The 21247-nt window shown below is 55.6% G+C and carries 11 protein-coding genes; 6 read left to right on the top strand and 5 right to left on the bottom strand.

Features of this window, described 5'->3' with window-relative positions; translation table 11 throughout:
* The first annotated feature begins 205 nt into the window (after positions 1 to 205).
* The 3 genes from RBH33_RS07900 (at position 206) to RBH33_RS07890 (ending at position 6298) form a co-directional block, all read left to right on the top strand.
* Positions 206 to 2752, top strand: coding sequence for a glycoside hydrolase family 3 protein (locus RBH33_RS07900; protein WP_306731615.1), 2547 nt, complete (start codon positions 206 to 208; stop codon positions 2750 to 2752).
* Positions 2706 to 4922 carry a glycoside hydrolase family 16 protein gene (locus tag RBH33_RS07895; protein ID WP_306731614.1) on the top strand — a complete coding sequence of 739 codons (2217 nt, stop codon included), beginning with the start codon at positions 2706 to 2708 and terminating at the stop codon, positions 4920 to 4922. The genes RBH33_RS07900 and RBH33_RS07895 overlap by 47 nt, the downstream gene beginning before the upstream one ends.
* A gap of 218 nt (positions 4923 to 5140) precedes the next feature.
* Positions 5141 to 6298: a helix-turn-helix domain-containing protein gene (locus RBH33_RS07890; RefSeq protein WP_306731613.1), complete on the top strand. Its 1158-nt coding sequence runs from the start codon at positions 5141 to 5143 to the stop codon at positions 6296 to 6298.
* Positions 6299 to 6325: 27 nt separating this feature from the next.
* On the opposite strand, the gene metF is transcribed toward RBH33_RS07890, so the two are convergent.
* From metF to RBH33_RS07870, 4 genes are all read right to left on the bottom strand, one after another.
* Positions 6326 to 7198, bottom strand: a complete 873-nt coding sequence (gene metF, locus RBH33_RS07885; RefSeq protein WP_306731612.1) for a methylenetetrahydrofolate reductase [NAD(P)H] — start codon at positions 7196 to 7198, stop codon at positions 6326 to 6328.
* A 100-nt stretch (positions 7199 to 7298) separates the two neighbouring features.
* Positions 7299 to 8699, bottom strand: a complete 1401-nt coding sequence (gene ahcY, locus RBH33_RS07880) for an adenosylhomocysteinase (RefSeq protein WP_306731611.1) — start codon at positions 8697 to 8699, stop codon at positions 7299 to 7301.
* 39 nt (positions 8700 to 8738) lie between these two features.
* Entirely contained in the window at positions 8739 to 9893 is a 1155-nt protein-coding gene (metK, locus tag RBH33_RS07875; protein ID WP_306731610.1) for a methionine adenosyltransferase, read from the bottom strand.
* Positions 9886 to 10899, bottom strand: coding sequence for an ArsR/SmtB family transcription factor (locus RBH33_RS07870; protein WP_306731609.1), 1014 nt, complete (start codon positions 10897 to 10899; stop codon positions 9886 to 9888). The genes metK and RBH33_RS07870 overlap by 8 nt, the downstream gene beginning before the upstream one ends.
* A gap of 272 nt (positions 10900 to 11171) precedes the next feature.
* On the opposite strand from RBH33_RS07870, the gene tkt reads away from it, so the two are divergent.
* The 3 genes from tkt to RBH33_RS07855 all read left to right on the top strand — a co-directional run bounded on the left by tkt (position 11172) and on the right by RBH33_RS07855 (position 17733).
* Positions 11172 to 13169: a transketolase gene (tkt, locus tag RBH33_RS07865; RefSeq protein WP_306731608.1), complete on the top strand. Its 1998-nt coding sequence runs from the start codon at positions 11172 to 11174 to the stop codon at positions 13167 to 13169.
* A gap of 104 nt (positions 13170 to 13273) precedes the next feature.
* Complete coding sequence (locus RBH33_RS07860; RefSeq protein ID WP_306731607.1) at positions 13274 to 14449, top strand: phosphoglycerate kinase; 1176 nt, start codon at positions 13274 to 13276, stop codon at positions 14447 to 14449.
* A gap of 797 nt (positions 14450 to 15246) precedes the next feature.
* Entirely contained in the window at positions 15247 to 17733 is a 2487-nt protein-coding gene (locus RBH33_RS07855) for an NAD-dependent epimerase/dehydratase family protein (RefSeq protein WP_306731606.1), read from the top strand.
* A gap of 78 nt (positions 17734 to 17811) precedes the next feature.
* Here the strand turns inward: RBH33_RS07855 and RBH33_RS07850 are convergent, their stop codons facing one another.
* A complete protein-coding gene (locus RBH33_RS07850; protein WP_306731605.1) occupies positions 17812 to 20814 on the bottom strand; it encodes a TonB-dependent receptor in 3003 nt (1000 codons plus the stop codon).
* Positions 20815 to 21247: the final 433 nt, after the last annotated feature.

Genomic DNA, 21247 nt, shown 5'->3' with positions numbered 1-21247 from the left:
TTGCGAAATACAAAGTGGTTATGACCACCTTTGCATTTGCTCGAAAGTGGGACGACACAGATTCGCCCTTCTTGAGACAGTCTGCCCCGGATGAATGCAAGTTCACTGGTCTCTTTAGCCCCGGGGGCGCCCAATCGCTCGCCGGGGCATTTTTTTTGTAAGAGCTTGCAGACGCCAGCTTAACCGATAACAAGAGACGTTCATCATGAGACAACCTCTGCTGAGGCTCCGTCAATTTGGCCTCACTAGACAACTATCCACAATCGGCATCGGGATGCTCCTGGCGTCGCTGGTGGCCTGCAGTGGCCTGCGGGAAGAGCCAGGCACCGACCCCAACCGCTGGCCTCAGCTGACCAATCCATTGGCGAACGAACAGGCTGTGGAAGAGGAAGTGAATCGACTGCTGGAGCGCATGACGGTTGAGCAAAAAGTCGGGCAACTGATTCAGCCTGAACTGCGCAATATTACCCCCGAGCAGATTCGCCAATATCACATTGGTTCTTTGCTCAATGGCGGGGGTTCCTATCCTAATGGCGACAAATACGCGAGCGTGGACGATTGGCTCGCCCTCGCTGATAGCTTCTATCTGGCTTCCATGGACGAGCGCGACGGCGGGATCGCCATTCCCATCATTTGGGGTACCGACGCGGTGCATGGCCACAATAACGTCGTCGGGGCGACCCTCTTCCCCCATAACATCGGTTTGGGCGCCGCCAACAATCCCGAGTTAATACGCAAGATCAACGAAATCACCGCCCTCGAAGTGGCGGTGACCGGAATGGACTGGAATTTTTCCCCCACCGTCGCTGTGGCGCGAGATGATCGCTGGGGTCGCACCTACGAAGCTTACGCGGAGAGCCCGGAACTGGTAAAAGCCTACGCTGGTGAAGCGGTGAATGGCTTGCAGGGGCAGGTCGGCACTGAGTCCTTTTTTGGGCCGGGACGACTGATTGCCACTGCAAAACATTTTGTCGGTGACGGCGGAACACAGGACGGCGTCGACCGGGCCGACGCGCGTATGAGCGAAGAGAAACTGCGGGACATTCACTCGCCCGGGTATTTCAGCGCCATTGAAGCCGGCGTCCAAACGGTGATGGCGTCATTCAATAGTTGGAACGGCGTCATGCTTCACGGCCATGAATACCTACTCACCGATGTGCTGAAAGAGCGCATGGGTTTTGACGGTCTGGTGGTGGGTGATTGGAATGGCCACGAATTTGTGGATGGTTGCACCCGCGACAGTTGCGCCCAGGCGTTCAATGCCGGCGTGGACATCTTTATGGCCCCGGACAACTGGCAAGCGCTTTACGCCAATACGCTAGCCCAAGTTAACAGCGGAGAAATCAGCCAGGCACGGCTCGATGATGCCGTGCGGCGCATTTTGCGGGTAAAGCTGCGAGCGGGCATGTTTGAAAAAGGTCTACCCTCCGAGCGCCCCTACGCCGGGCAAAGCGAATTGCTGGGAGCGCCGGAGCATCGCGCCGTGGCGCGACAGGCGGTGCGCGAATCCCTGGTACTGTTAAAAAATAACGGCGGACTTTTGCCGCTGGATCGCCACAGTCGCGTGTTGGTGGCCGGCGACGGAGCTCATGATATTGGCAAGCAGTCGGGTGGCTGGAGCGTCACCTGGCAGGGCACCGGCAACACCAACGATGACTTCCCCGGTGGCACTTCCATTTATCAAGGCATTGCCGAAATCGTAACAGCGGCTGGCGGGCAGGTGGAACTCCAGGAAGATGGCCATTATCAGGAGCGGCCCGATGTCGCCATAGTGGTGTTTGGTGAAGATCCCTATGCGGAAATGCAAGGCGATGTTAGTCACCTGAACTACACTTCCGACACCGACTTGGCACTCTTGCAGCGCCTGCAAAACCAGGGCATCCCCGTGGTTTCGGTATTCATCACCGGTCGTCCCTTGTGGGTCAATGCAGAACTGAACGTTTCCGATGCGTTTGTCGTGGCTTGGCTGCCGGGTTCCGAGGGCGCCGGCGTTGCAGATGTCTTGTTCCGCGATGACCAGGGCGCCGTCAACCACGATTTTAAAGGCCAATTGTCATTTTCCTGGCCCGCGAACGCCGTGCAATCGCCGCTCAATGACGGCCAGGACGATTACCAGCCGCTATTTGAGTACGGTTACGGTCTGACGTATGCGGATCGTGATCATAACCTGCCCATCCTTCCCGAAGAGAGCGGCATCAGCGCCACCGATGGCACTGAGGTTTTGGATATTTTCCGCGACCGTCCACTGGCGCCCTGGGAGTTGGTGATCGCTGACGGCAGTCGCCGTCATCTGCCAGTCACCGGTAGCGGTGCCAGCGTGCCCGGTGTCACGGTTCAGTCTATCGATCGCTATGTACAGGAGGACAGCCGCCGCCTGCAGTGGTCGGGTGACGACTTGGCGAGAGTCAGTTTGCAAGCCACACAACGGACCGACCTGGAGCCCTATCTGGCTGAACGAGCGGCGCTTCAGTTTGATCTGCGCGTTGACACGCCACCCAGCGCCGAAATCGTGGTGGGCATGGCCTGTGGCCAGGATTGCGGTGCGGAACTTGATCTGACGGACGCCTTAAGCCGGGCCCCGGTGGGAGAGTGGCAAACGCATTCGGTGGATCTGCAGTGCTTATCCGATGGTGGCACAGAGTTGGCTTTGGTGCTGGTGCCCTTTTACCTGGCCAGCGCTGGAGCAATGGAACTGGATCTACACCATGTACGCATCGTTCCCGACGCTGCTACGCAACAACCCTGTGAGTGAATTTCCCAAGACAACCAACGACAATAACGAGGTGCTTATGAAATGGAATCCCGGCTTTACCCTATCCGCTACCGCACGCCTAAGTGCGGCCGCCATGGTGCTTTCTCTGTTCGCCTGTGGCGGCAGTTCCAATAAGCCTGAACCCACTGATCCCGATGAGGAAACACCACAAAACGGTTGGGAGCTGGTGTGGAGCGATGATTTTGAGGGTGATCAGATTGACACCAGCAAGTGGTCCCATGAAGTGAATTGTGCCGGTGGTGGCAACAACGAGCTTCAGTGCTACACCGAACGATCCGAAAACAGCTACGTGGAAGACGGCCGTTTGTACTTAGTGGCCCGTGAAGAAAGCTACAGTGGCCCCGGCGTATTCGATGATGATCCCGCCTATGACCCGGACGATCAATCGGTACAGAGGGATTACACCTCCGCTCGGCTGCGCACTAAGAATTTGGGTGATTGGCGCTATGGCCGCATTGAAGTAACCGCAAAAATGCCTGAAGGTCAGGGCATTTGGCCGGCTATTTGGATGATGCCCACGGACAGTGTCTACGGCGGTTGGCCGCGCAGCGGCGAAATCGATATCTTCGAGGCGGTCAATACCAACGCGTCCGGCGGCAATGAGATTCACGGCACCCTGCACTACGGCCGGCTATGGCCGGATAACCAATACAGTGGCGCGGCGTTTGTTCCGGAAGAGCCTATCTGGGAAGACTTCCACACCTACGCCGTTGAGTGGGAGGAAGGTGAAATTCGCTGGTACTTTAATGATCAGCACTTTGCCACTCAAACCCAGGATGGCTGGTTTACCTATACCTGGAATGGCCAGGAAGAAGGCTTTCAAATGGGGCCAGGCGCTGCGCCTTTCGATCAGGACTTTCACTTAATTATCAATGTTGCCGTGGGTGGCAACTGGCCCGGTTCTCCCAATGCCGAGACACAATTTCCGCAACAAATGGTGGTGGACTCAGTACGGGTCTATCAGTGCAGCGAAGATCCAAGTACCGGCAAGGGATGTGCAACGGTTGACCCGGACGTGGATCCTTTGACCGGCAACCCGGCGCCAGAAGTGAATGCATTTTCACTGTATGAAAACGGCCCTGCGGTGTTGACTCATGAGGTGGGTGATCAGGAAGTTACCAACGCGCTTGTGCCGGCCTACTACGAAGCTTCCCCGGGGAATGTAACGGCCGACCCAGACGCGCTGCATGATGGTGAAACGGTGTGGGACATCCAGTTTAATGGTCCTGGAAATGTGTTTCTCATGTCCGGCTCCATGGAGGATACACCGGAGCTGGAGGATGGTCTGCGCTTTACCAACATGTCCGTATACGGTGAACTGCGTTTTGATTTGTTCGTGGAAAGTATTGACGAGGATACACAACTGCTGGTGAAGCTGGACAGCGGTTGGCCTAACGTCAGCTACCACGCCATCGATGTTCCTGAGACCGGCGAGTGGACGTCCGTGTCTGTGCGCATCTCTGATTTGCTGCCCAACGACATTGAACCGGGTGAGGTGGATTTAAACCGAGTGCTAAACGTCTTCGTCATTGAGCCGGAAGGCGGACTCGCCCACATCAAACTCAATAACATTCATGTACGCTGCCTGGCCGACTGCGCCCTGGACCCGGTGCCTGTGGGGGTGAGCAGTGTGTTGGATGAAACCTTCGCGGTGTTTGAGGACGGTGAGCCCGGCGTGAATTGGGATTTTGGTGTGGGTAGCTGGGATAATGATTCAGGCCATGTGAGTGTGGACGTGGTTGAAGACTCGGACCGAGGGCCGGTTCTGGAAGTCGCATTCAATAGCGCTGATCATAATGGCTTGGCCTTTATTCAGGCGACTTCAGGTAAGGACCTCACCGCCTTTGCAGAAGATGGTCAACTGGTGTTTGACCTGCAGGTCGTCGACTACGGCACCAATACCAGCGGACTGGTTGTTAAGGCCGAGAGTGGCCCGGCCACCGGTACTGGCGACTACATCATCACTCCGGCCCCACCAGTGGGTGAATGGGTGGAAGTGGTGATCGATGTCGCAGACATGCTCCAGCACCCAGGTACTGCCGACAATTTTGCGCTGGACTCAGTGAACACGCCGTTTGTCATCCTGCCGGTTTGGGATGATCAGCACGGAGTTCGCCTGCGTTTGGACAATATTTACTGGGTTCGTTAAACGCCCTGAATCGCTTTTGTTATAGGCTCGCGCGGGTGAGCAGCTTAGATATCGGTCCTTTGATATTGCTAGGTTAGCCCGCGCAAGTTCTACAGCACGAGGCATGGTGGTCAAGTGTTGGCCACCTCATGTTTCGCATTCTTTTTGGTAATCTCAACGCGCGCGGCCTATAATTCCCGAACACAATAACGTTTATAGACGAAGTACTGCGCGGAAGAATGCAAGAGCATATATTCAATATCCATGATGTCGTGTTGTTTATGACCGTGGCGGAGTGCATTCTCCTGGCGCTGTTCCAAGCGGTGCTACCCGCGCGGGATAGGCTCTATGGACGGCTGCTGGCGGCGTTTTTGATTGTTATTGCCGCGAGCGCCGCCACCACACTCATTCTGTGGAACGACGCTGTTCACACTACCCCCGTGTTTGACCAGAATTTCCTGCCATATTTTTTGATGGCGGCCTTGATGCTTAAAGGCCCCATACTGTATCTGTACGTCGCCTCGATTACCCACAACGGATTTTCCCTGCAGCCCAGTCACTTGGTTCACCTCAGTCCCGCACTGGGGGCCTTTATCGCGCTTGCCGTATTTGGTGTGGACAGCAGTGATTTGCGACAGTTGGCGCCAGAGGAAGCTCAAACTCCAGGCGCGGTGGTCACTTTTTTATGGGATGCCGTTAAATTAGTGCCTTTCGCGTACGCGTTGGCCTCTGTGGTGTTGGTACACCGCTACCGCAAAAAGTTGAAGGACGAGTACTCTCACTTCTCTACCGTGGAGCCAGTGTGGTTGAAGATTCTGGCGGTAGGCTTCTTGGCCAGCTGGGGCTGGTCGGTGGTCGTGAATGTGAGCGCGCGCTTTGTCACTCCAAATACGGCGGACTCCTTGGGTATTGCGGACAACTACGTGACGTTTGTTCTGATCAACGCCATGTTTATCTACACGTTAGCCTACGCCCACCAAGTGCTCGCCACGCGCTCGGAGCCGACGCGCGACGCGCTGGAGGATGGGCCGTCGGCCTCCGCCATTGAGCGCGTTCAGAAAATCATGGAGGTGGACAAAATCTACCTGGAGCACAACCTCAATATTGAAAACTTCTCCAATAGAGTCGGCTTGCCGGTGAAAGAAGTCTCAGCGGTGATCAATAAACATTTCGGCACAAACTTCTTCGAGTTCATCAACGCCTACCGGGTAGCGGAAGCTAAGGCACTGCTGGCGGATCCATCGCTCAGTGATAAAACGATCCTGGATATTCTGCTGGAGTCAGGCTTTAACAGTAAGTCGGCGTTCCATCGCTTTTTTAAACGATTGGTGGGGATGTCGCCCAGCGAGTTTCGGCGTAAACAACTCGTTGACCAGGAGGAGGTTTCCGCCGTTTGAATGGGCGTTGCCTCCTCTGATCAATCGTTATTCCGAGACGGCGCTGTCTGTAACCTCGGCCGGAACCAAGCCCAGGTTTCTGACGATGCTGGCCGTGGGTTCATACTGATTCATGGTGTAAAAGTGCAAGCCGGGCGCACCATTTTCCAACAGTACTTCACACAACTCCGTAACCAATTCTTCACCGAATGCCTTTAGGCTTTCGGCATCTTCGCCATAACTTTCCAAGCGCTTGCGCAACCAGCGGGGAATCTCCGCCCCGCAGGCGTCGGAAAAACGGGTCAAGTTGCGGTAATTGATAATGGGCATGATCCCGGGATAAATGGGTTGTTGAATGCCCGCCCGGTGGCACTGATCCATAAAATAGAAGTAGGCATCGGGGTTGTAAAAATATTGGGTGATGCCGCTGTTGGCGCCCGCGTCGAACTTACCTTTCAGGTAGCGAATATCCTCGCCGTAGCTCTTCGCCTGGGGGTGAATTTCCGGGTAGGCGGCTACTTCCAAGTGAAAATGGTCACCGTAGTGTTTGCGAATAAAGGCCACCAGTTCATTGGCATAAACCATTTCAAAACTGCCGCCCACACCTGACGGCATATCACCGCGCAGGGCTACCATACGTTCAATGCCGGCGTCCCGGTACTCATCGATTAAAGCCTTGATGCTCTCTTCGGTATCGCCACCAAAAGACAAATGGGGCGCTACGGGTACACCCAGGCTATGGAAGTGTTTTACCAAGCCTTTGGTGTTGTCGCGTGTCGAACCACCAGCGCCATAGGTGACAGAAAAAAAGTCCGGTTCGAATTCGGACAGTTGAGTGCGCACCTTGAGGAGCTTTTCCCGTCCCTCGGGGGTTTTTGCCGGGAAGAACTCAAAGCTTAAGCGCAGTTGCTGATCGGTCATTGTTATTACTCGTGCTGATTCTGTTCGGCTGCAAGGCGCGGCCATACGCTAAAGTGTTGACCGCGCAAAGCTGGCATAACCGGCTTTGCGCGGCATAAACCTAGTACTTGTAGCTTTCGGGTTTGAATGGGCCTTCCACTTCCACGCCGATGTACTCGGCCTGGTGAGGAGTTAGTTGGGTGATTACACCACCAAAACCTTCCACCATGTCTTTAGCCACTTCTTCATCCAGTTTTTTCGGCAGCACTTTTACGTACAGGTGCTCTTTCTTCTGGTTGGCTGGCAGGTCCGCGAATTTGCGTTCGTACAAATACATCTGAGCCAGTACCTGGTTGGCGAAGGAGCCATCCATAATGCGCGATGGGTGACCGGTGCCGTTGCCCAAGTTCACCAGGCGGCCTTCGGAGAGCAGCAACAAGTGATCGTTGCTCGTTACATCCCGATAGATTTTGTGAACCTGGGGCTTAACCTCTTGCCACTGCCAGTGCTCGCGCATGTAGGCGGTATCGATCTCGCTATCGAAGTGGCCAATGTTGCACACCACGGCGCCGTTTTTCAGGGCTTTGAGCATGGGCGCGTCACACACATTGATATTACCGGTGGTGGTTACCAGCAAATCGGTGGTGCCCAACAATTCACGGTTTAGGTCGTCGTCTTTACCGGTGTTGAGCCCGTTCTTGTACGGTGATACTACTTCGAAGCCGTCCATGCAGGCCTGCATGGCACAGATGGGGTCGACTTCCGTTACTTTTACAATCATGCCTTCTTGGCGCAGGGATGCGGCCGAACCTTTACCCACATCGCCGTAGCCAATCACCAGCGCTTTTTTGCCCGACAGCAAGTGATCGGTGCCGCGCTTGATGGCGTCGCTCAGGCTGTGCCGACAGCCGTACTTATTGTCGTTTTTGCTCTTTGTGATGGCATCGTTAACATTGATCGCCGGCACCTTGAGCTGGTCCTTTTTGAGCATGTCCAGCAACCGGTGTACGCCGGTAGTGGTTTCTTCGGAAATACCGTGAATTTTGTCCAGCTGTTCGGGGTACTTTTCGTGCATTAACTGAGTCAGGTCGCCGCCGTCATCGAGAATCAGGTTGGAGTCCCACACTTCACCGTTTTTCAAGACAGTCTGCTCAATGCACCACCAGAACTCTTCTTCGGTTTCGCCTTTCCAGGCGAACACCGGCACGCCAGCGGCGGCAATGGCTGCAGCGGCGTGATCCTGAGTCGAGAAAATATTGCACGAAGACCAGCGCACTTCCGCTCCCAGCTCCACCAGCGTCTCAATCAGTACGGCAGTCTGGATGGTCATGTGAATGCAGCCCATGATTTTAGCGCCCGCCAGGGGTTTGTTGTCCTTGTACTTGCGGCGCAGCGCCATCAGTGCGGGCATTTCGCCTTCGGCGATATCAATTTCCATACGGCCCCATTGGGCCAGTTGTTCAAATTCGGCGGCGCTTTTGGCGCTGACTTTATAGTCGGTAAAGTTGGCGGCGATGTTCATTGTGATCTCCAATTAAAACTTTTATGAATTCGGTTTGGGTTACAGGTACTTTTTCAAAACCTGAGCTTTGTCGGTCTTCTCCCAAGTGAAGTCCGGCAGTTCGCGGCCAAAGTGACCGTAGGCGGCGGTGTTGCGGTAAATGGGCCGTTTTAGATCGAGCATGGCAATTAGGCCGCGCGGGCGCAGGTCAAAATGCTCGCGCACCAACTTGACGATTTCGTCGTCGGGTATACGGCCGGTGCCAAAAGTGTTAATGCAAATGGAAGTTGGCTCTGCAACACCGATGGCGTAGGACACCTGGATTTCACACTGGCGCGCCAGTCCGGCGGCGACAATGTTCTTGGCCACATAGCGACCTGCGTAGGCCGCTGAACGGTCCACCTTGGAGGGATCTTTGCCTGAGAAGGCACCGCCGCCATGGCGAGCCATGCCGCCGTAGGTGTCGACAATAATTTTCCGTCCGGTAAGGCCGCAGTCCCCCACGGGCCCGCCAATAATGAACTGACCGGTGGGGTTGATGTGATAGCGGGTGTCCGCGTGCAACCACTCTTCCGGCAACACTTTGTTGATGATTTCCTCGCGCACCGCTTCATGAATTTGCGATTGAGTGACACTCGGGCTGTGCTGTGTGGAAAGCACCACAGCGTCAATCGCCACAGGTTTGCCATCTTCATAACGCAAGGTTACCTGGCTTTTCGCATCCGGGCGCAACCACGGCAAGGTGCCGTCTTTGCGCAGCTTCGCCTGCTGCTCCACCAGGCGGTGGGCATAGTAAATGGGGGCGGGCATCAGCACGTCGGTTTCATCGCTGGCGTAACCAAACATCAAGCCCTGATCGCCGGCGCCTTGATCTTTGTCCGCGCCCTCATCAACGCCCATGCTGATATCTGAGGATTGTTTGCCAATGGCATTGAGTACTGCGCAGGAGGCACCGTCGAAGCCGACGTCGCTGGAGTCGTAGCCAATGTCGAGAATCACCTGACGGATCAAATCTTCCAGGTCCACGTAGGTGGAGGTGCGGACTTCACCCGCCACAATGGCCATGCCGGTTTTCACCAGAGTTTCTACGGCCACGCGGGCGTCGGGGTCGTCCTTCAAAATAGCGTCAAGGACGGCATCGGAAATTTGATCGGCCAGCTTATCCGGATGTCCCTCTGATACCGACTCGGAGGTAAAGAGTGCGTATTCAGCCATGCTTGGCTCCTTGATTGAGTGGTTTGAAAAATTGTCGTATTTGAATTTGAAAACCGTTGCGCAGTGCGAAGTAAACGCTCTGTCCTTCACTCAGCTGGGCGGCCTCGGCCCAGCGGGAAAAGTCCTGAGGCTCAAAGCCCTGCCAGAGATCGCCGCAGGCATCACGCGCCCAGGTTTGCTCATGTCGGCACAGGTCGCTCACCAGCAGTGCGCCACCGGGCGTGAGGGCGGCGCTCAGATCCTGAAAAATGTCGGCGGGCGAGGGTGTGTGGTGCAACACCATATTGACCACGATGCAATCCGCCAGTACCCGATGCCGACTCAGGCTGCGGGTGTCTCCCAGAATGTATTCAATATTATTGAAGCGCTGGTTTTCCGGCCGGGCCTTAGCCCGCTCCAACATGGTGGCGGCGTTGTCCAAAGCCACCACTTGGGTGAAGCGGCGCGCCAGCAGCGGTAGAAACTCCCCTTCGCCGGGGCCCACTTCCAGAGCCAGGTGAGTGCTGCGCAGGGGCGTATTGGCCAGCAGCTGATGCACTTGATCGGCGTACACCGGGTAGCTGGCAATGAGGTCCTGTTGGGCGCGGAATTTGTCGGCGTTGTCGGTGAAGAAGATCTGAGAAGCTTGCCCCCGCTCCTGTTGTAGCAGACTCAGGCGTTCGGCCTGTTGTTCTGCCAGCGGCTGGCGATCCAGGGTGGCGAACAGGGTTTGCTGCAGCTCGGCCATGGGATGCGCGGGCGGCAGGTAGGCGCGCCGGTAAAAAATTGAATTGCCTTCTCGGCGCGAGGTGACCCAGCCACCGTTGGCCAGCACCTTGAGATGGTGGCTCATGCCCGACTGCTTGCTGTCGAACAGCTGGCACAATTCCAGTACGCCAAAAGAGTCCTGAGCCATGACCCGCAGGATATCCAGGCGCAAAGCGTCCCCCGCCGCCTTCAGCAGCTGGGGTAAGGCGGGCGAGTCCGACTGGGCGTCCGGGGATTCGATGGGTTGGATTGAGTTCATCCGTGCAGTCTAACAGGGCTTCCTAGCTATATCAAAATATTTTGATATAGCTAGGAAGCAAGCCGCGCGGCATTTATTGTCAGTCTGACTATATTCGACTTTACGGCGGCCGCGGTCTGGGGGACAATAGGCGCCCCTTATGTGATGCCTCGAAATATCATACAATTGCCGGCATTCGAATTTCTGGCCCCCGTCCCACTAATGGCAGCTCGCGCTGCGGCGGACGGCGGCAATCAACCGACACAACCCATCGTTAAGGAGTTTTCAGACTCATGCCATCACGCATAGAACTCGCCAATGCCATTCGCGTCCTCAGTATGGATGCGGTTCAGAAAGCCGCCAGCGGGCACCCCGGGGCGCCCATGGGCATGGCGGATATCGCCGAAGTGCTGTGGAACGATTACCTGAAGCACAATCCCAAAAACCCGAGCTGGGTAGACCGGGACCGCTTTGTTATGTCCAACGGCCACGGCTCTATGCTGGTGTATTCTCTGTTGCACCTGTCTGGTTACGACTTGCCCATGGAAGAGCTGAGCAATTTCCGCCAGCTGCATTCCAAAACCCCCGGCCACCCCGAGCTCGGTTACACCCCGGGCGTTGAGACGACTACCGGCCCTCTGGGCCAGGGTATTGCGAACGGCGTCGGTATGGCACTGGCCGAAAAAACGCTGGCTGCGCACTTTAACCGGGACGGACACGACATCGTTGACCACTACACCTATGTGTTTATGGGTGACGGCTGCCTGATGGAAGGTATCTCCCACGAAGTCTGCTCCCTGGCCGGTACCCTGGGCCTGGGCAAGCTGATCGGCTTTTACGACGACAACGGCATTTCCATCGACGGTGAAGTTAAAGGCTGGTTCAGTGATGACACGCCCAAACGTTTTGAGTCCTACGGCTGGCACGTGGTTGCCGACGTTGATGGTCACGATCCCAAAGCTGTGGCCGCCGCTGTGGAAGCGGCGCGTGCTGAGACTGAGCGTCCCAGCATTATCTGCTGTAAAACTGTGATCGGTTTTGGTTCGCCCAACAAACGTGGTACCAGCGGTGTGCACGGCGCGCCTCTGGGTGACGACGAGATTGCCCTGGTGCGCAAAGAGCTGAACTGGAAGCACGAGCCCTTCCACGTCCCCGAAGACATCTACGCCGGCTGGAATGCGCACGAGAAGGGACAATCCTTAGAGAGCGACTGGAACGAACGTTTCGCGGCCTATCAAAAAGCCCATCCAGAACTGGCCCAGGAGTTTGAGCGCCGGGTCATCAAGGGTGATCTGCCAGACGACTTCGCCGCGAAAGCGGAAGCGTTTATTCAGGAAACCCAGAAGAAGGGCGAAGCCCTGGCCAGCCGCAAGGCGTCACAAAAAGCGATCGAAGCATTCGGTGCGATTTTGCCCGAACTGTTGGGCGGCTCCGCCGACTTGGCGGGTTCCAACCTGACCCTGTGGTCCGGTTCCAAGCCCATTACCGCTGAAGATCCCAACGGTAACTACATCTTTTACGGTGTGCGCGAGTTCGGCATGAGCGCCATCATGAACGGCATCGCCGCCCACGGTGGTTTTATCAACTACGGCGGCACCTTTCTGATGTTTATGGATTACGCCCGCAACGCCGTGCGTATGTCCGCGTTGATGAAATTACGCAATGTGTTTGTGTACACCCACGATTCCATTGGTCAGGGTGAAGACGGTCCGACTCACCAGCCGGTTGAGCACATGGCAAGCCTGCGCGCTACGCCCAATATGGAAGTGTGGCGCCCCTGTGATGGCACCGAAACCGCCACCGCTTGGAAGTCCGCTGTTGAGCGCCGCGAAGGTCCAGCTGCCCTGGTGTTGAGTCGCCAAGGTCTGGAGTCCGTGGAGCGTACGCCTGAGCAGGTCAGCGCTATCGCCCGCGGTGGTTACATTTTGCGTGACTGCAAGGGCACACCGGACCTGATTCTCATGGCTACCGGTTCAGAAGTAACCCCAACATTGCAAGCGGCCGAGCAACTGACCGAAAAAGGCCGGGCTGTGCGCGTCGTCTCCATGCCCAGCACCACCATTTTTGACCAGCAAGACGCCCAGTACCGCGAAGCGGTTCTGCCCTCTGCGGTCACCGCGCGCGTGGCGGTGGAAGCGGCCCACGTGGATCCCTGGTACAAATATGTCGGCCTGGGCGGTAAAGTAGTGGGTCTGACCACCTTCGGCGAATCCGCTAAAGGCGGCGACCTGATGAAGTACTTTGGTTTCACCGCCGAAAACATTGTCAAAACTGCGGAAGAACTGCTGTAACCAGCTGTTCTGATGTGCCGAGAGGACCTGAAAGCGCCGGTGGAAACCGGTACTTTCGGGTCCTGTTGGTTTAACCCAAACGAATTTTAATCACGGAGTGTCAGATGACCGTTAAACTCATGCAAGACCAGGATTTGTCCGGCAAGCGCGTACTTATCCGCGAAGATTTGAACGTGCCCCTGCGCCAGGGAAAAATCACCAGCACCGTGCGTATTGACGCTACCATCGCCACGATTAAATTGGCACTGGAAAAGGGCGCCAAGGTGATGGTGATGTCGCACCTGGGACGGCCCGAAGAGGGGCAATTCAGTGAAGAGGATTCTCTGGCGCCCGTAGCCAAAGCTCTTGCCGAGCGGCTCGGTGTTGACGTGCCCTTGATTCGCGATTGGGTTGATGGGTTTGATATGGGTTCCGCTGAAGTGGCTCTGCTGGAAAACGTCCGTTTCAATAAGGGCGAGAAAGCCAACGACGACGAACTGGCCAAAAAAATGGCCAAGTTGTGCGACGTATTTGTCATGGACGCCTTCGGCACCGCCCACAGAGCGCAAGCCTCCACCCACGGTGTGGCCAAGTACGCGCCGATCGCCTGCGCAGGCCCCTTGTTGGCTCGTGAGCTGGAAGCCTTGGGCAAAGTGATGGACAACCCTGAGCGTCCATTGGTTGCAATTGTTGGTGGCGCGAAAGTGTCTTCCAAGTTGAGCGTGCTGGAAGCGGTTTCAAAAATTGCCGATACCTTGGTCGTGGGTGGTGGCATCTCCAACACTTTCGTCGCTGCAGCCGGCCACGAAGTGGGCAACTCTCTGCATGAAAAAGATCTTATTCCCGAAGCCAATCGTTTGCGTGCGGCCACCGAAGTAATTTTTGCCACTGACGTTACCGTCACCAAAGCAGGCTTTGATGATTGGGCCAACGACACGCCCACGGAAGTCAAAAAACCCGGCGAGATTAATGCCGACGAGGAAATCATCGATTACGGTCCCGAGACGGCAGCGCGCGTTGCTGACATTATTAAAAGCGCCAAAACTATTCTGTGGAACGGCCCTTGCGGTGTGTTCGAGTTTGAAGCGTTTGCCAAAGGTACTGAAATTATCTCCCGTGCTATTGCCGAGAGCGACGCCTACTCCGTAGCGGGCGGCGGCGACACTTTGGCCGCCATTGATAAGTGGAATCTGGCGGACAAAATTTCCTACGTGTCCACCGGTGGTGGTGCCTTCCTAGAGTTTGTCGAAGGCAAAAAACTACCCGCTGTAGAAATCCTGGAAACGCGTGCCAACGACTAAGTTTGTCGTATTGAACTACGCTTTAGTACATGCGTTGATTAAAAAGGACGACTTCGGTCGTCCTTTTTTGTTTCTCCCATTCATCCCTGATAACGTTGGGTGCCGTCTTGTTCCGCGAATGTGGGGCTTTGGTCTAGTGCTGCGAGTGGGGTAGGGACTCCCGGACACGCCGAACTAATCGTCAGGAAAGACGATTAGCACAGCCGCAGGCTGCCCGTAGGGCTGGGCACATGGACGTGCCCAGTGAAACCCATCCTTGGGGGCTTGACGTCGGAACGCCGCACCGAGACTTCCTGTCGGCGACAGTCCGGGAGTCCCTACCCCACTCTCCGCGGTGCTACCTGAATTATTCGGGAAATAAGAAAACTGGGAGTCGCTCTAGCAGTACAACTTAGAGTTAGATGCTCACCCGTCGTCCCCGCGAAAGCGGGGATCCAGATTTTTGTGGTTTCCGTGTCCATGGATTCCCGCTTTCGCGGGAATGACAGGTTTTACGCCTGAACGAATTGCAATGCCTATCGGCACGGAGGAAAGGCTGCTTGGGTGTTTTGAGACCCTCGGAGGCAGGATGCCGACGCGGAGCGTACACGGATGTATTCACAGCGTGTCTCGAAACACCCGGGCAGCCTTTCCGGGTAATTGAAAAGTGCTCCACCGATTGGGGGCATTAAAAAGCACTACGCTCTTAGCGCCCTTTCCCGCCCAAGTTCGACATTGGTTTGATGGATTCGAAAGGCTCGTGCTATCGTTGCCGGTACGGTTAATCGGCCTGGTTTCTCGATAAAAGGATGCAGACGATGGCGGAGCGACAACAGAAGGCAGCACAGAAACCTTTTGTATTGATAACCGGCGCTGCAGGCGATATTGGCGCCACTTTAACGCGCGCCCTGCGCGATAAATACCAAATCATTGCCGTGGACAGGTTCCTGTCTGACGAAGCGGACTTCAGCTACAAGTTCGATTTAACCAGCACCGAGTCAGTGCAACTGGCCTTGCGCGAGGTTGCCGATAAACATGGTAAACATTTGGCGGCCGTGGTGCACTTAGCTGCCTACTTTGATTTTACCGGCGAGCACTCCCCCCTATACGACAAAGTCAACGTGGACGGCACTCGCAACCTGTTGAAGGCGTTGGAGTCGTTCGACGTGGATCGGTTTATTTACTCCAGCACCATGCTAGTTCACAAACCTGGTGTGCCCGGCAAACGCATCAGTGAAGATTCTCCGCTCGGTCCCCGCTGGATTTATCCACTCTCCAAAGCCGATACCGAACGAGTTATCCGCGACCACGCTGGTGACATGCCTTACACTTTGCTGCGCCTGGCTGGCCTTTACGACGAGCACAAATGTGTGCCGACCCTCTCCCACCAAATCGCGCGTATCTACGAGAAAAATATGAAAAGCCATTTGTACGCCGGCGATACCGGTGTGGGGCAAGCGTGCATTCACAAAGAGGACATGATCGAGGCGTTTCGGCTAACCATCGATAAGCGTAAAGAGTTGCCGAAGGAGAACGAAATACTGGTGGGCGAAGGCCGTGCCGATACCTACGAAGCATTGCAAAACCGCTTGGGTGAATTGATTCATGGAGAGGAAGAATGGGACACGCTCTCGGTGCCCAAACCGGTGGCGAAAACCGGCGCCTGGGTTGAAGAGCAAACCGAGCCCTTGATCCCGGATGACTTTAAAAGCGAAAAGCCGTTTATTCGGCCCTTTATGATTGACCTGGCCAACGATCACTACGAGCTGGATATCAGTCGCGCCAAAAAACAATTGGGCTGGGAGCCCAAGCACAGTTTGATTGATGAGCTTGAGAAGCTGGTAGCGAACTTAAAGAAGGATCCGCACGGCTGGTATAAAGCCAACGGCATCAAGCCGCCGGATTGGTTGGCGGAAGCTGACGAACTGGGGAAGAACCCGGGTGAGCTGCGCACACAGCACCAGAAGCAATTCATCCGAGAGCACAACCAAAACCTGTGGGCTCACTTTGTCAATATGACACTGGGTTTGTGGTTGCTGAGCTCACCTCCCTTGCTGGGTTATACCGACAGCGGTATGGCCTACAGTGACTGGATTTCCGGTGCTCTGCTGTTGGTGTTTGCCGGTGTGTCGCTCTCTTGGAAAATGTCCTGGGCGCGTTGGGTGTGCGCCGCCATTGGCTTTTGGGTGTTGTTTGCGCCGCTGGTGTTCGCGACCGAAAGTGCTGCTGCGTACCTCAATAGTACGCTGGTGGGCATACTGATTATCAGTTTCTCGGCCGTGGTGCGCCCGGCTCCCGGGGTTTCCCCCGTTGCCGCGGGAACCGGACCTACGACCCCGCCTGGGTGGGATAACAATCCGTCCAGTTGGTTGCAGCGAGGGCCGGTAATTGCCCTGGCCTTGGTGGGTTTTTTCCTGTCTCGTTATATGGCGGCGTATCAGTTGGGTCACATCGACGGGCTCTGGGACCCGTTCTTTACCGGTGCGGGCGCTGGGGTGCCGGATCTCACTGGCAGTGAGGCGGTGACCACATCTGATGTTTCCGAAAGTTTTCCGGTTTCGGACGCCGGCGTTGGTGCCATTGTCTATGCAGCGGAAATTCTGCTCGGCCTGATGGGCAGCACTCAGCGTTGGCGTACCCAGCCTTGGGTGGTGGCTTCATTTGGATTCCTTATTGTGCCGCTGGGTGTGGTGTCCATTACCTTTATCATTATTCAGCCCATCATCATCGGTACTTGGTGCGCGTTATGTTTGATTGCGGCGGGCGTGATGTTGGTGCAGATCGCCTACGCATTCAATGAGTTCGTTGCCACCGGGCAATTCCTGATGCGGCGGCACAAAGCCGGAGCTCCGGTACTGAAAATCTTCTTTATCGGTGACACAGATGAAGGTAAGTCCGAGCCGGCGGGCGAAAACTTTCAGCGCAGTCCATTGTGCATTTTCCGCGATGCGTTGGTAACTGGGGTCAATGTACCTTGGAATCTGGCCTTGTGTGTGGTGATTGGTTTGTGGCTGATGAGTACTCGTGTCGGCTTGGGGCATGAGGGTGCCATGGCGAATTGGGACCACCTGATTGGAGCGTTGATTATTACTCTGGCGGTGATTGCCATGGCCGAGTCGGCGCGCATGGTTCGCTTATTGATGGTTCCCTTGGTGGCCGTATTGTTCATTACGCCGTTTGTCTACGATGTTGGTACCTTGTCAACTGTTGTGACTCTCGTGGCAGCGGTGACGGTTATAGCGCTCGCCGTGCGCCGGGGGCCAATAACCGGGCACTATGGGTCGTGGAATCGCTGCTTGGTTTAAGGTGGGTTTAGTTAGGCATAAAAAAAGGCCGCTGCAAGCAGCGGCCTTTTTCTTTAGGCAAGTTGCCTGAAGTGCTGGTTAGAACGTGTAACGAGCACCGATCAGGTAACGAGCACCCAGTTGCTCGAGGTTCCACAACTGGTGAGGTGAACGAGCGTGACGCCGACTGTTTTCTTCGGTGATGTTCAGACCTTCGAACATAACCTGAAAGTTATCGGTAATGTCGTAGCTTACGTTCAAGTCGATCTGTGAGTAAGCTTCCACCCAATCCGGGTTAGCACCACCACGGTTGGCATTGGCGAGGTACTTGTCGCGCCAGTTGTAAGCCAAGCGAGCGGACAGACCGAAGTTCTCATACAGCAGTGAGAAGTTGGCGGTATCGCTCAAACCTTCCAGAGCGAATTGCACCAGGCCTGGTTCGCCGGTCATGTCGTAACCCACGTCGCCGCGTACGATGGTGTAGTTGGTTTGAACACCAAAACCCGTTTCACCAAAGAAGTGCTGCAGTGCGAACTCTGCACCGTAGATTTTGGCAGACTCGTTGTTCACGGGCGTCTGAGTGGCGAACACGTAGAACGGATCGTTCTCATTAGCGGTAAACTCGTTGCCAATTTCTACAGCATCCTGATCCAGATCTTCGAAGTTCAGGTCTTGCTCCTGTGCCACCATCATGGTGAACAAGCGGCCTTCGGTCACGTCCAGTCCCAGTTCTTCAACGGCCGCGCGCGCGGCGTTGGCACGAGGGCCAGCCGTGGGATCACGCAGATCGAAATGGGTCTGATCAATAGGCACGGTGCCGATGAAGTTATCTACGCGCTTCTCGAACAAGCCAATCGACGCGTAGCTGCTCTCGTCGTAATACCACTCCAGAGACACGTCAATGTTGTCGGATTCCAAAGGAATCAACCCTGGGTTACCCGCGGAAGCGGTGGCACTGACCAGGCCCGGAGTGGTGGGTCGGCTGGGGCGGTCGACGCCCACGGCTGCACTCAGGTGGTTGTACGTGGCGCGACCGATGGTCTTGCTGTAGGAGAAGCGTGCCACCAAGTCATCGCGAATATCCATGCTGAAGTCCACGCTGGGTAGCAGGTGGTCATAGCTGGCGGTATCGCTCACGGGCAGGGATTCATCGCTGTACTCTCGACGGAAATCATTACTACCCGTCCAAACGATGGCTTCCGGTACGGCCATCATGGCGGTGGAAGTTACGTCGGTTTGCTCGTAACGGGCGCCCAGCAACAAGTAGGTGGGCATTCCGCCCAGATTTCCTTCGAGTCCTATCTGAGCATAAACCGCTTGAATTTCTTCCTTAACGGTACGGTCTGTTTGCATGTTCGGGTTGGGGCCAAACTCAAAACCATACTCTTCTGCGCCCCAGCGACCGATTTGTTCGGGGCTGCCAGCCCAGGCGGTGTTGTAGGCGGGGCCAAGGTCCGGTGATGTAGTGGGGTAGTCGTTAAACTGGCCAGTGAAGTCCTTGGGCGACAAGTACTCATTGGGAATGTCGCCAGGGAAGGCCAGGGCCCAGTCACCCATGGCGTTTTGAGCCTGAGAGTGAGCGGCGCGACTTTCCAGAACGCGGTCTTCGATACCGAACTGGATGCTTCCGTTATCAAATTCCCAAGTACCGTCCAGGCGAACTTGCGTGGTGTCGGTTTCCTGGAGGGAGTACTCAATCTGGAACATCTGGCTGCCGACGTCTTCGATGTCGTGCTGGTTGTTACAGTTCATCGCATCGCCACAGTCGGAGATTTGCTGAACAGTCATGATCGGCAGATCGCGGCTGTAATCGGTAGCCTGAGCACCCACGACACGGGAGCCCATACCAGCGTTAATCCAGCTTCCACCCCATGGAGCGTTGGGTAGACTTCTCGCCTCAGAGTTGTGTACGTCAAGAGTCACATTGAAGGAATCAGTGACTTGATAATCCAGATTCAGGCCAAAGGATTCCAGCTTGCTAACCTGGTGACGTTCCTGGTTGGCGTTTGAGGTATCTTTACCGCTGGTATCGCTGATGAACTCTGAGTAGATGATGGGCGTGGCTACTTCGTGCTCGGTATCGAACACTACACGATTGGCATCTTGGTTGTACCACAGAGACAGCTCAGAACGCTGTTGATACTGCTCATTTTCCGCATAGGTATAGTCAGCGGTGGCAGTCAACCGGTCGTTGGGAGCGAATTGCAGAACCAGTTGCCCGTTGGTGCGTACGCGCTCATGGTTAGACACAGTGTAACGAATGTCGTTAGGCGTGCCGTAGAGCTGACCGACAGCCGGGGCGTTGGTGATGTCGCGTTGACCGTCTACTTGGCTGATTTGCATAGCGCCAGGAGTGCCGGGCTCGACCCACTCACGAGTGCTCCAACCGCTCACATAAGCACCTACGGTACCGCTGTGACGTTCCTGACGGCTCAGGGACAAACCAACACCAAACATTTCATTGTCGTCGGTCCAGCTGAAGATGCCAGAGACTTCTGGAGTGATATCGTCGCCTTCCATGACGGTGGTGTCATGCATGGCTTTAACGCCGACAGAAACGTTCAGGCCGGGGTTGTCCAGAGGACGTGCGGTATTAATGTTTACTGTGGCACCGATACCGCCACTGGCGATGTTGGCTTTGCTGGTTTTATAAACTTCAACGCCGCTAACGCTTTCAGAGGCCAACTGTGCAAAGTCAAAGCCGCGTCCGGAAGCAGCACCGCCTGCGGGTGCGGCAGCAGCCGGCATGGTACGACCGTTCAAGGTCACCATGTTGTAGTTTTCGCCGAAGCCACGCACGGTGATCATGGAGCCTTCGCCGTTGCTACGGCTGATGGATACACCGGTGATCCGCTGCAGGGATTCAGCCAGGTTAGTATCAGGAAACTTACCAATGTCTTCCGCGGAAATAGCGTCTACAACACCGCTGGAATCACGTTTGATGTCCATGGCACGGGTCAGTGAGCCGCGGATACCGGTTACTAGTACCTCTTCGAGGACCGGGCCATCTTGAGCCATTGCGCCAGTGGACATGCCCATTAAGGCGGATGAGGCCACGGCGGTTGCAATGAGTTTTTTCTTGAATCTGTGAGGTTGTTTCACGGAGCTCTCCTTTATTATCTTGCAATAGGGTTGTACGTACGTGCACTCATTCCGGGCGATCCGGCGGCAAGGCTGGAGACTGGGACCCCGTTGCCTTCAGAGCGTTGGCTCTAGAAAAAAGGTGGCTGGCCATGGCATTCACGGACAGCCACCAAGCGCTTACCAAAGGAATGAATTACAAGCCCAAGCATCGCAAAAGTATGCTCTATCGTTGCCTAGAGAGGGCCGCCGATAGACGGTGCTTTTACAAAACTCGTTAGCCGGTTAATCGGGCCACCAGGGTGACGCCCAATTAATCGACTATCTGATGGTAGCGCTACCAATATTGGGTGTCAAGGATCGCCTCCGCTTAAAAATTTGTGTTTTGTAGCACAAATCAATAGTTGTAGGCTCCAGGTCTGCATGATTGCGTTGTCTAGGTTTTGCGGGTGGC

This window comes from Marinimicrobium hydrolyticum (assembly GCF_030848505.1).
Lineage (GTDB): Bacteria > Pseudomonadota > Gammaproteobacteria > Pseudomonadales > Cellvibrionaceae > JAVDDU01.
The sequence above is the reverse complement of the archived record's forward strand: the minus strand, read 5'-3'. Positions and strand labels throughout refer to the sequence as shown.

Bases quoted from the DNA above. Each gene is read 5' to 3' on its own strand.
- RBH33_RS07860 (WP_306731607.1), top strand. From the start codon at position 13,274: ATGACCGTTAAACTCATGCAAGACCAGGATTTGTCCGGCAAGCGCGTA.
- ahcY (WP_306731611.1), bottom strand. From the start codon at position 8,699: ATGAACATCGCCGCCAACTTTACCGACTATAAAGTCAGCGCCAAAAGC.
- tkt (WP_306731608.1), top strand. From the start codon at position 11,172: ATGCCATCACGCATAGAACTCGCCAATGCCATTCGCGTCCTCAGTATG.
- RBH33_RS07895 (WP_306731614.1), top strand. From the start codon at position 2,706: ATGTACGCATCGTTCCCGACGCTGCTACGCAACAACCCTGTGAGTGAA.
- RBH33_RS07900 (WP_306731615.1), top strand. From the start codon at position 206: ATGAGACAACCTCTGCTGAGGCTCCGTCAATTTGGCCTCACTAGACAA.
- RBH33_RS07855 (WP_306731606.1), top strand. From the start codon at position 15,247: ATGGCGGAGCGACAACAGAAGGCAGCACAGAAACCTTTTGTATTGATA.
- RBH33_RS07890 (WP_306731613.1), top strand. From the start codon at position 5,141: ATGCAAGAGCATATATTCAATATCCATGATGTCGTGTTGTTTATGACC.
- metF (WP_306731612.1), bottom strand. From the start codon at position 7,198: ATGACCGATCAGCAACTGCGCTTAAGCTTTGAGTTCTTCCCGGCAAAA.
- metK (WP_306731610.1), bottom strand. From the start codon at position 9,893: ATGGCTGAATACGCACTCTTTACCTCCGAGTCGGTATCAGAGGGACAT.
- RBH33_RS07870 (WP_306731609.1), bottom strand. From the start codon at position 10,899: ATGAACTCAATCCAACCCATCGAATCCCCGGACGCCCAGTCGGACTCG.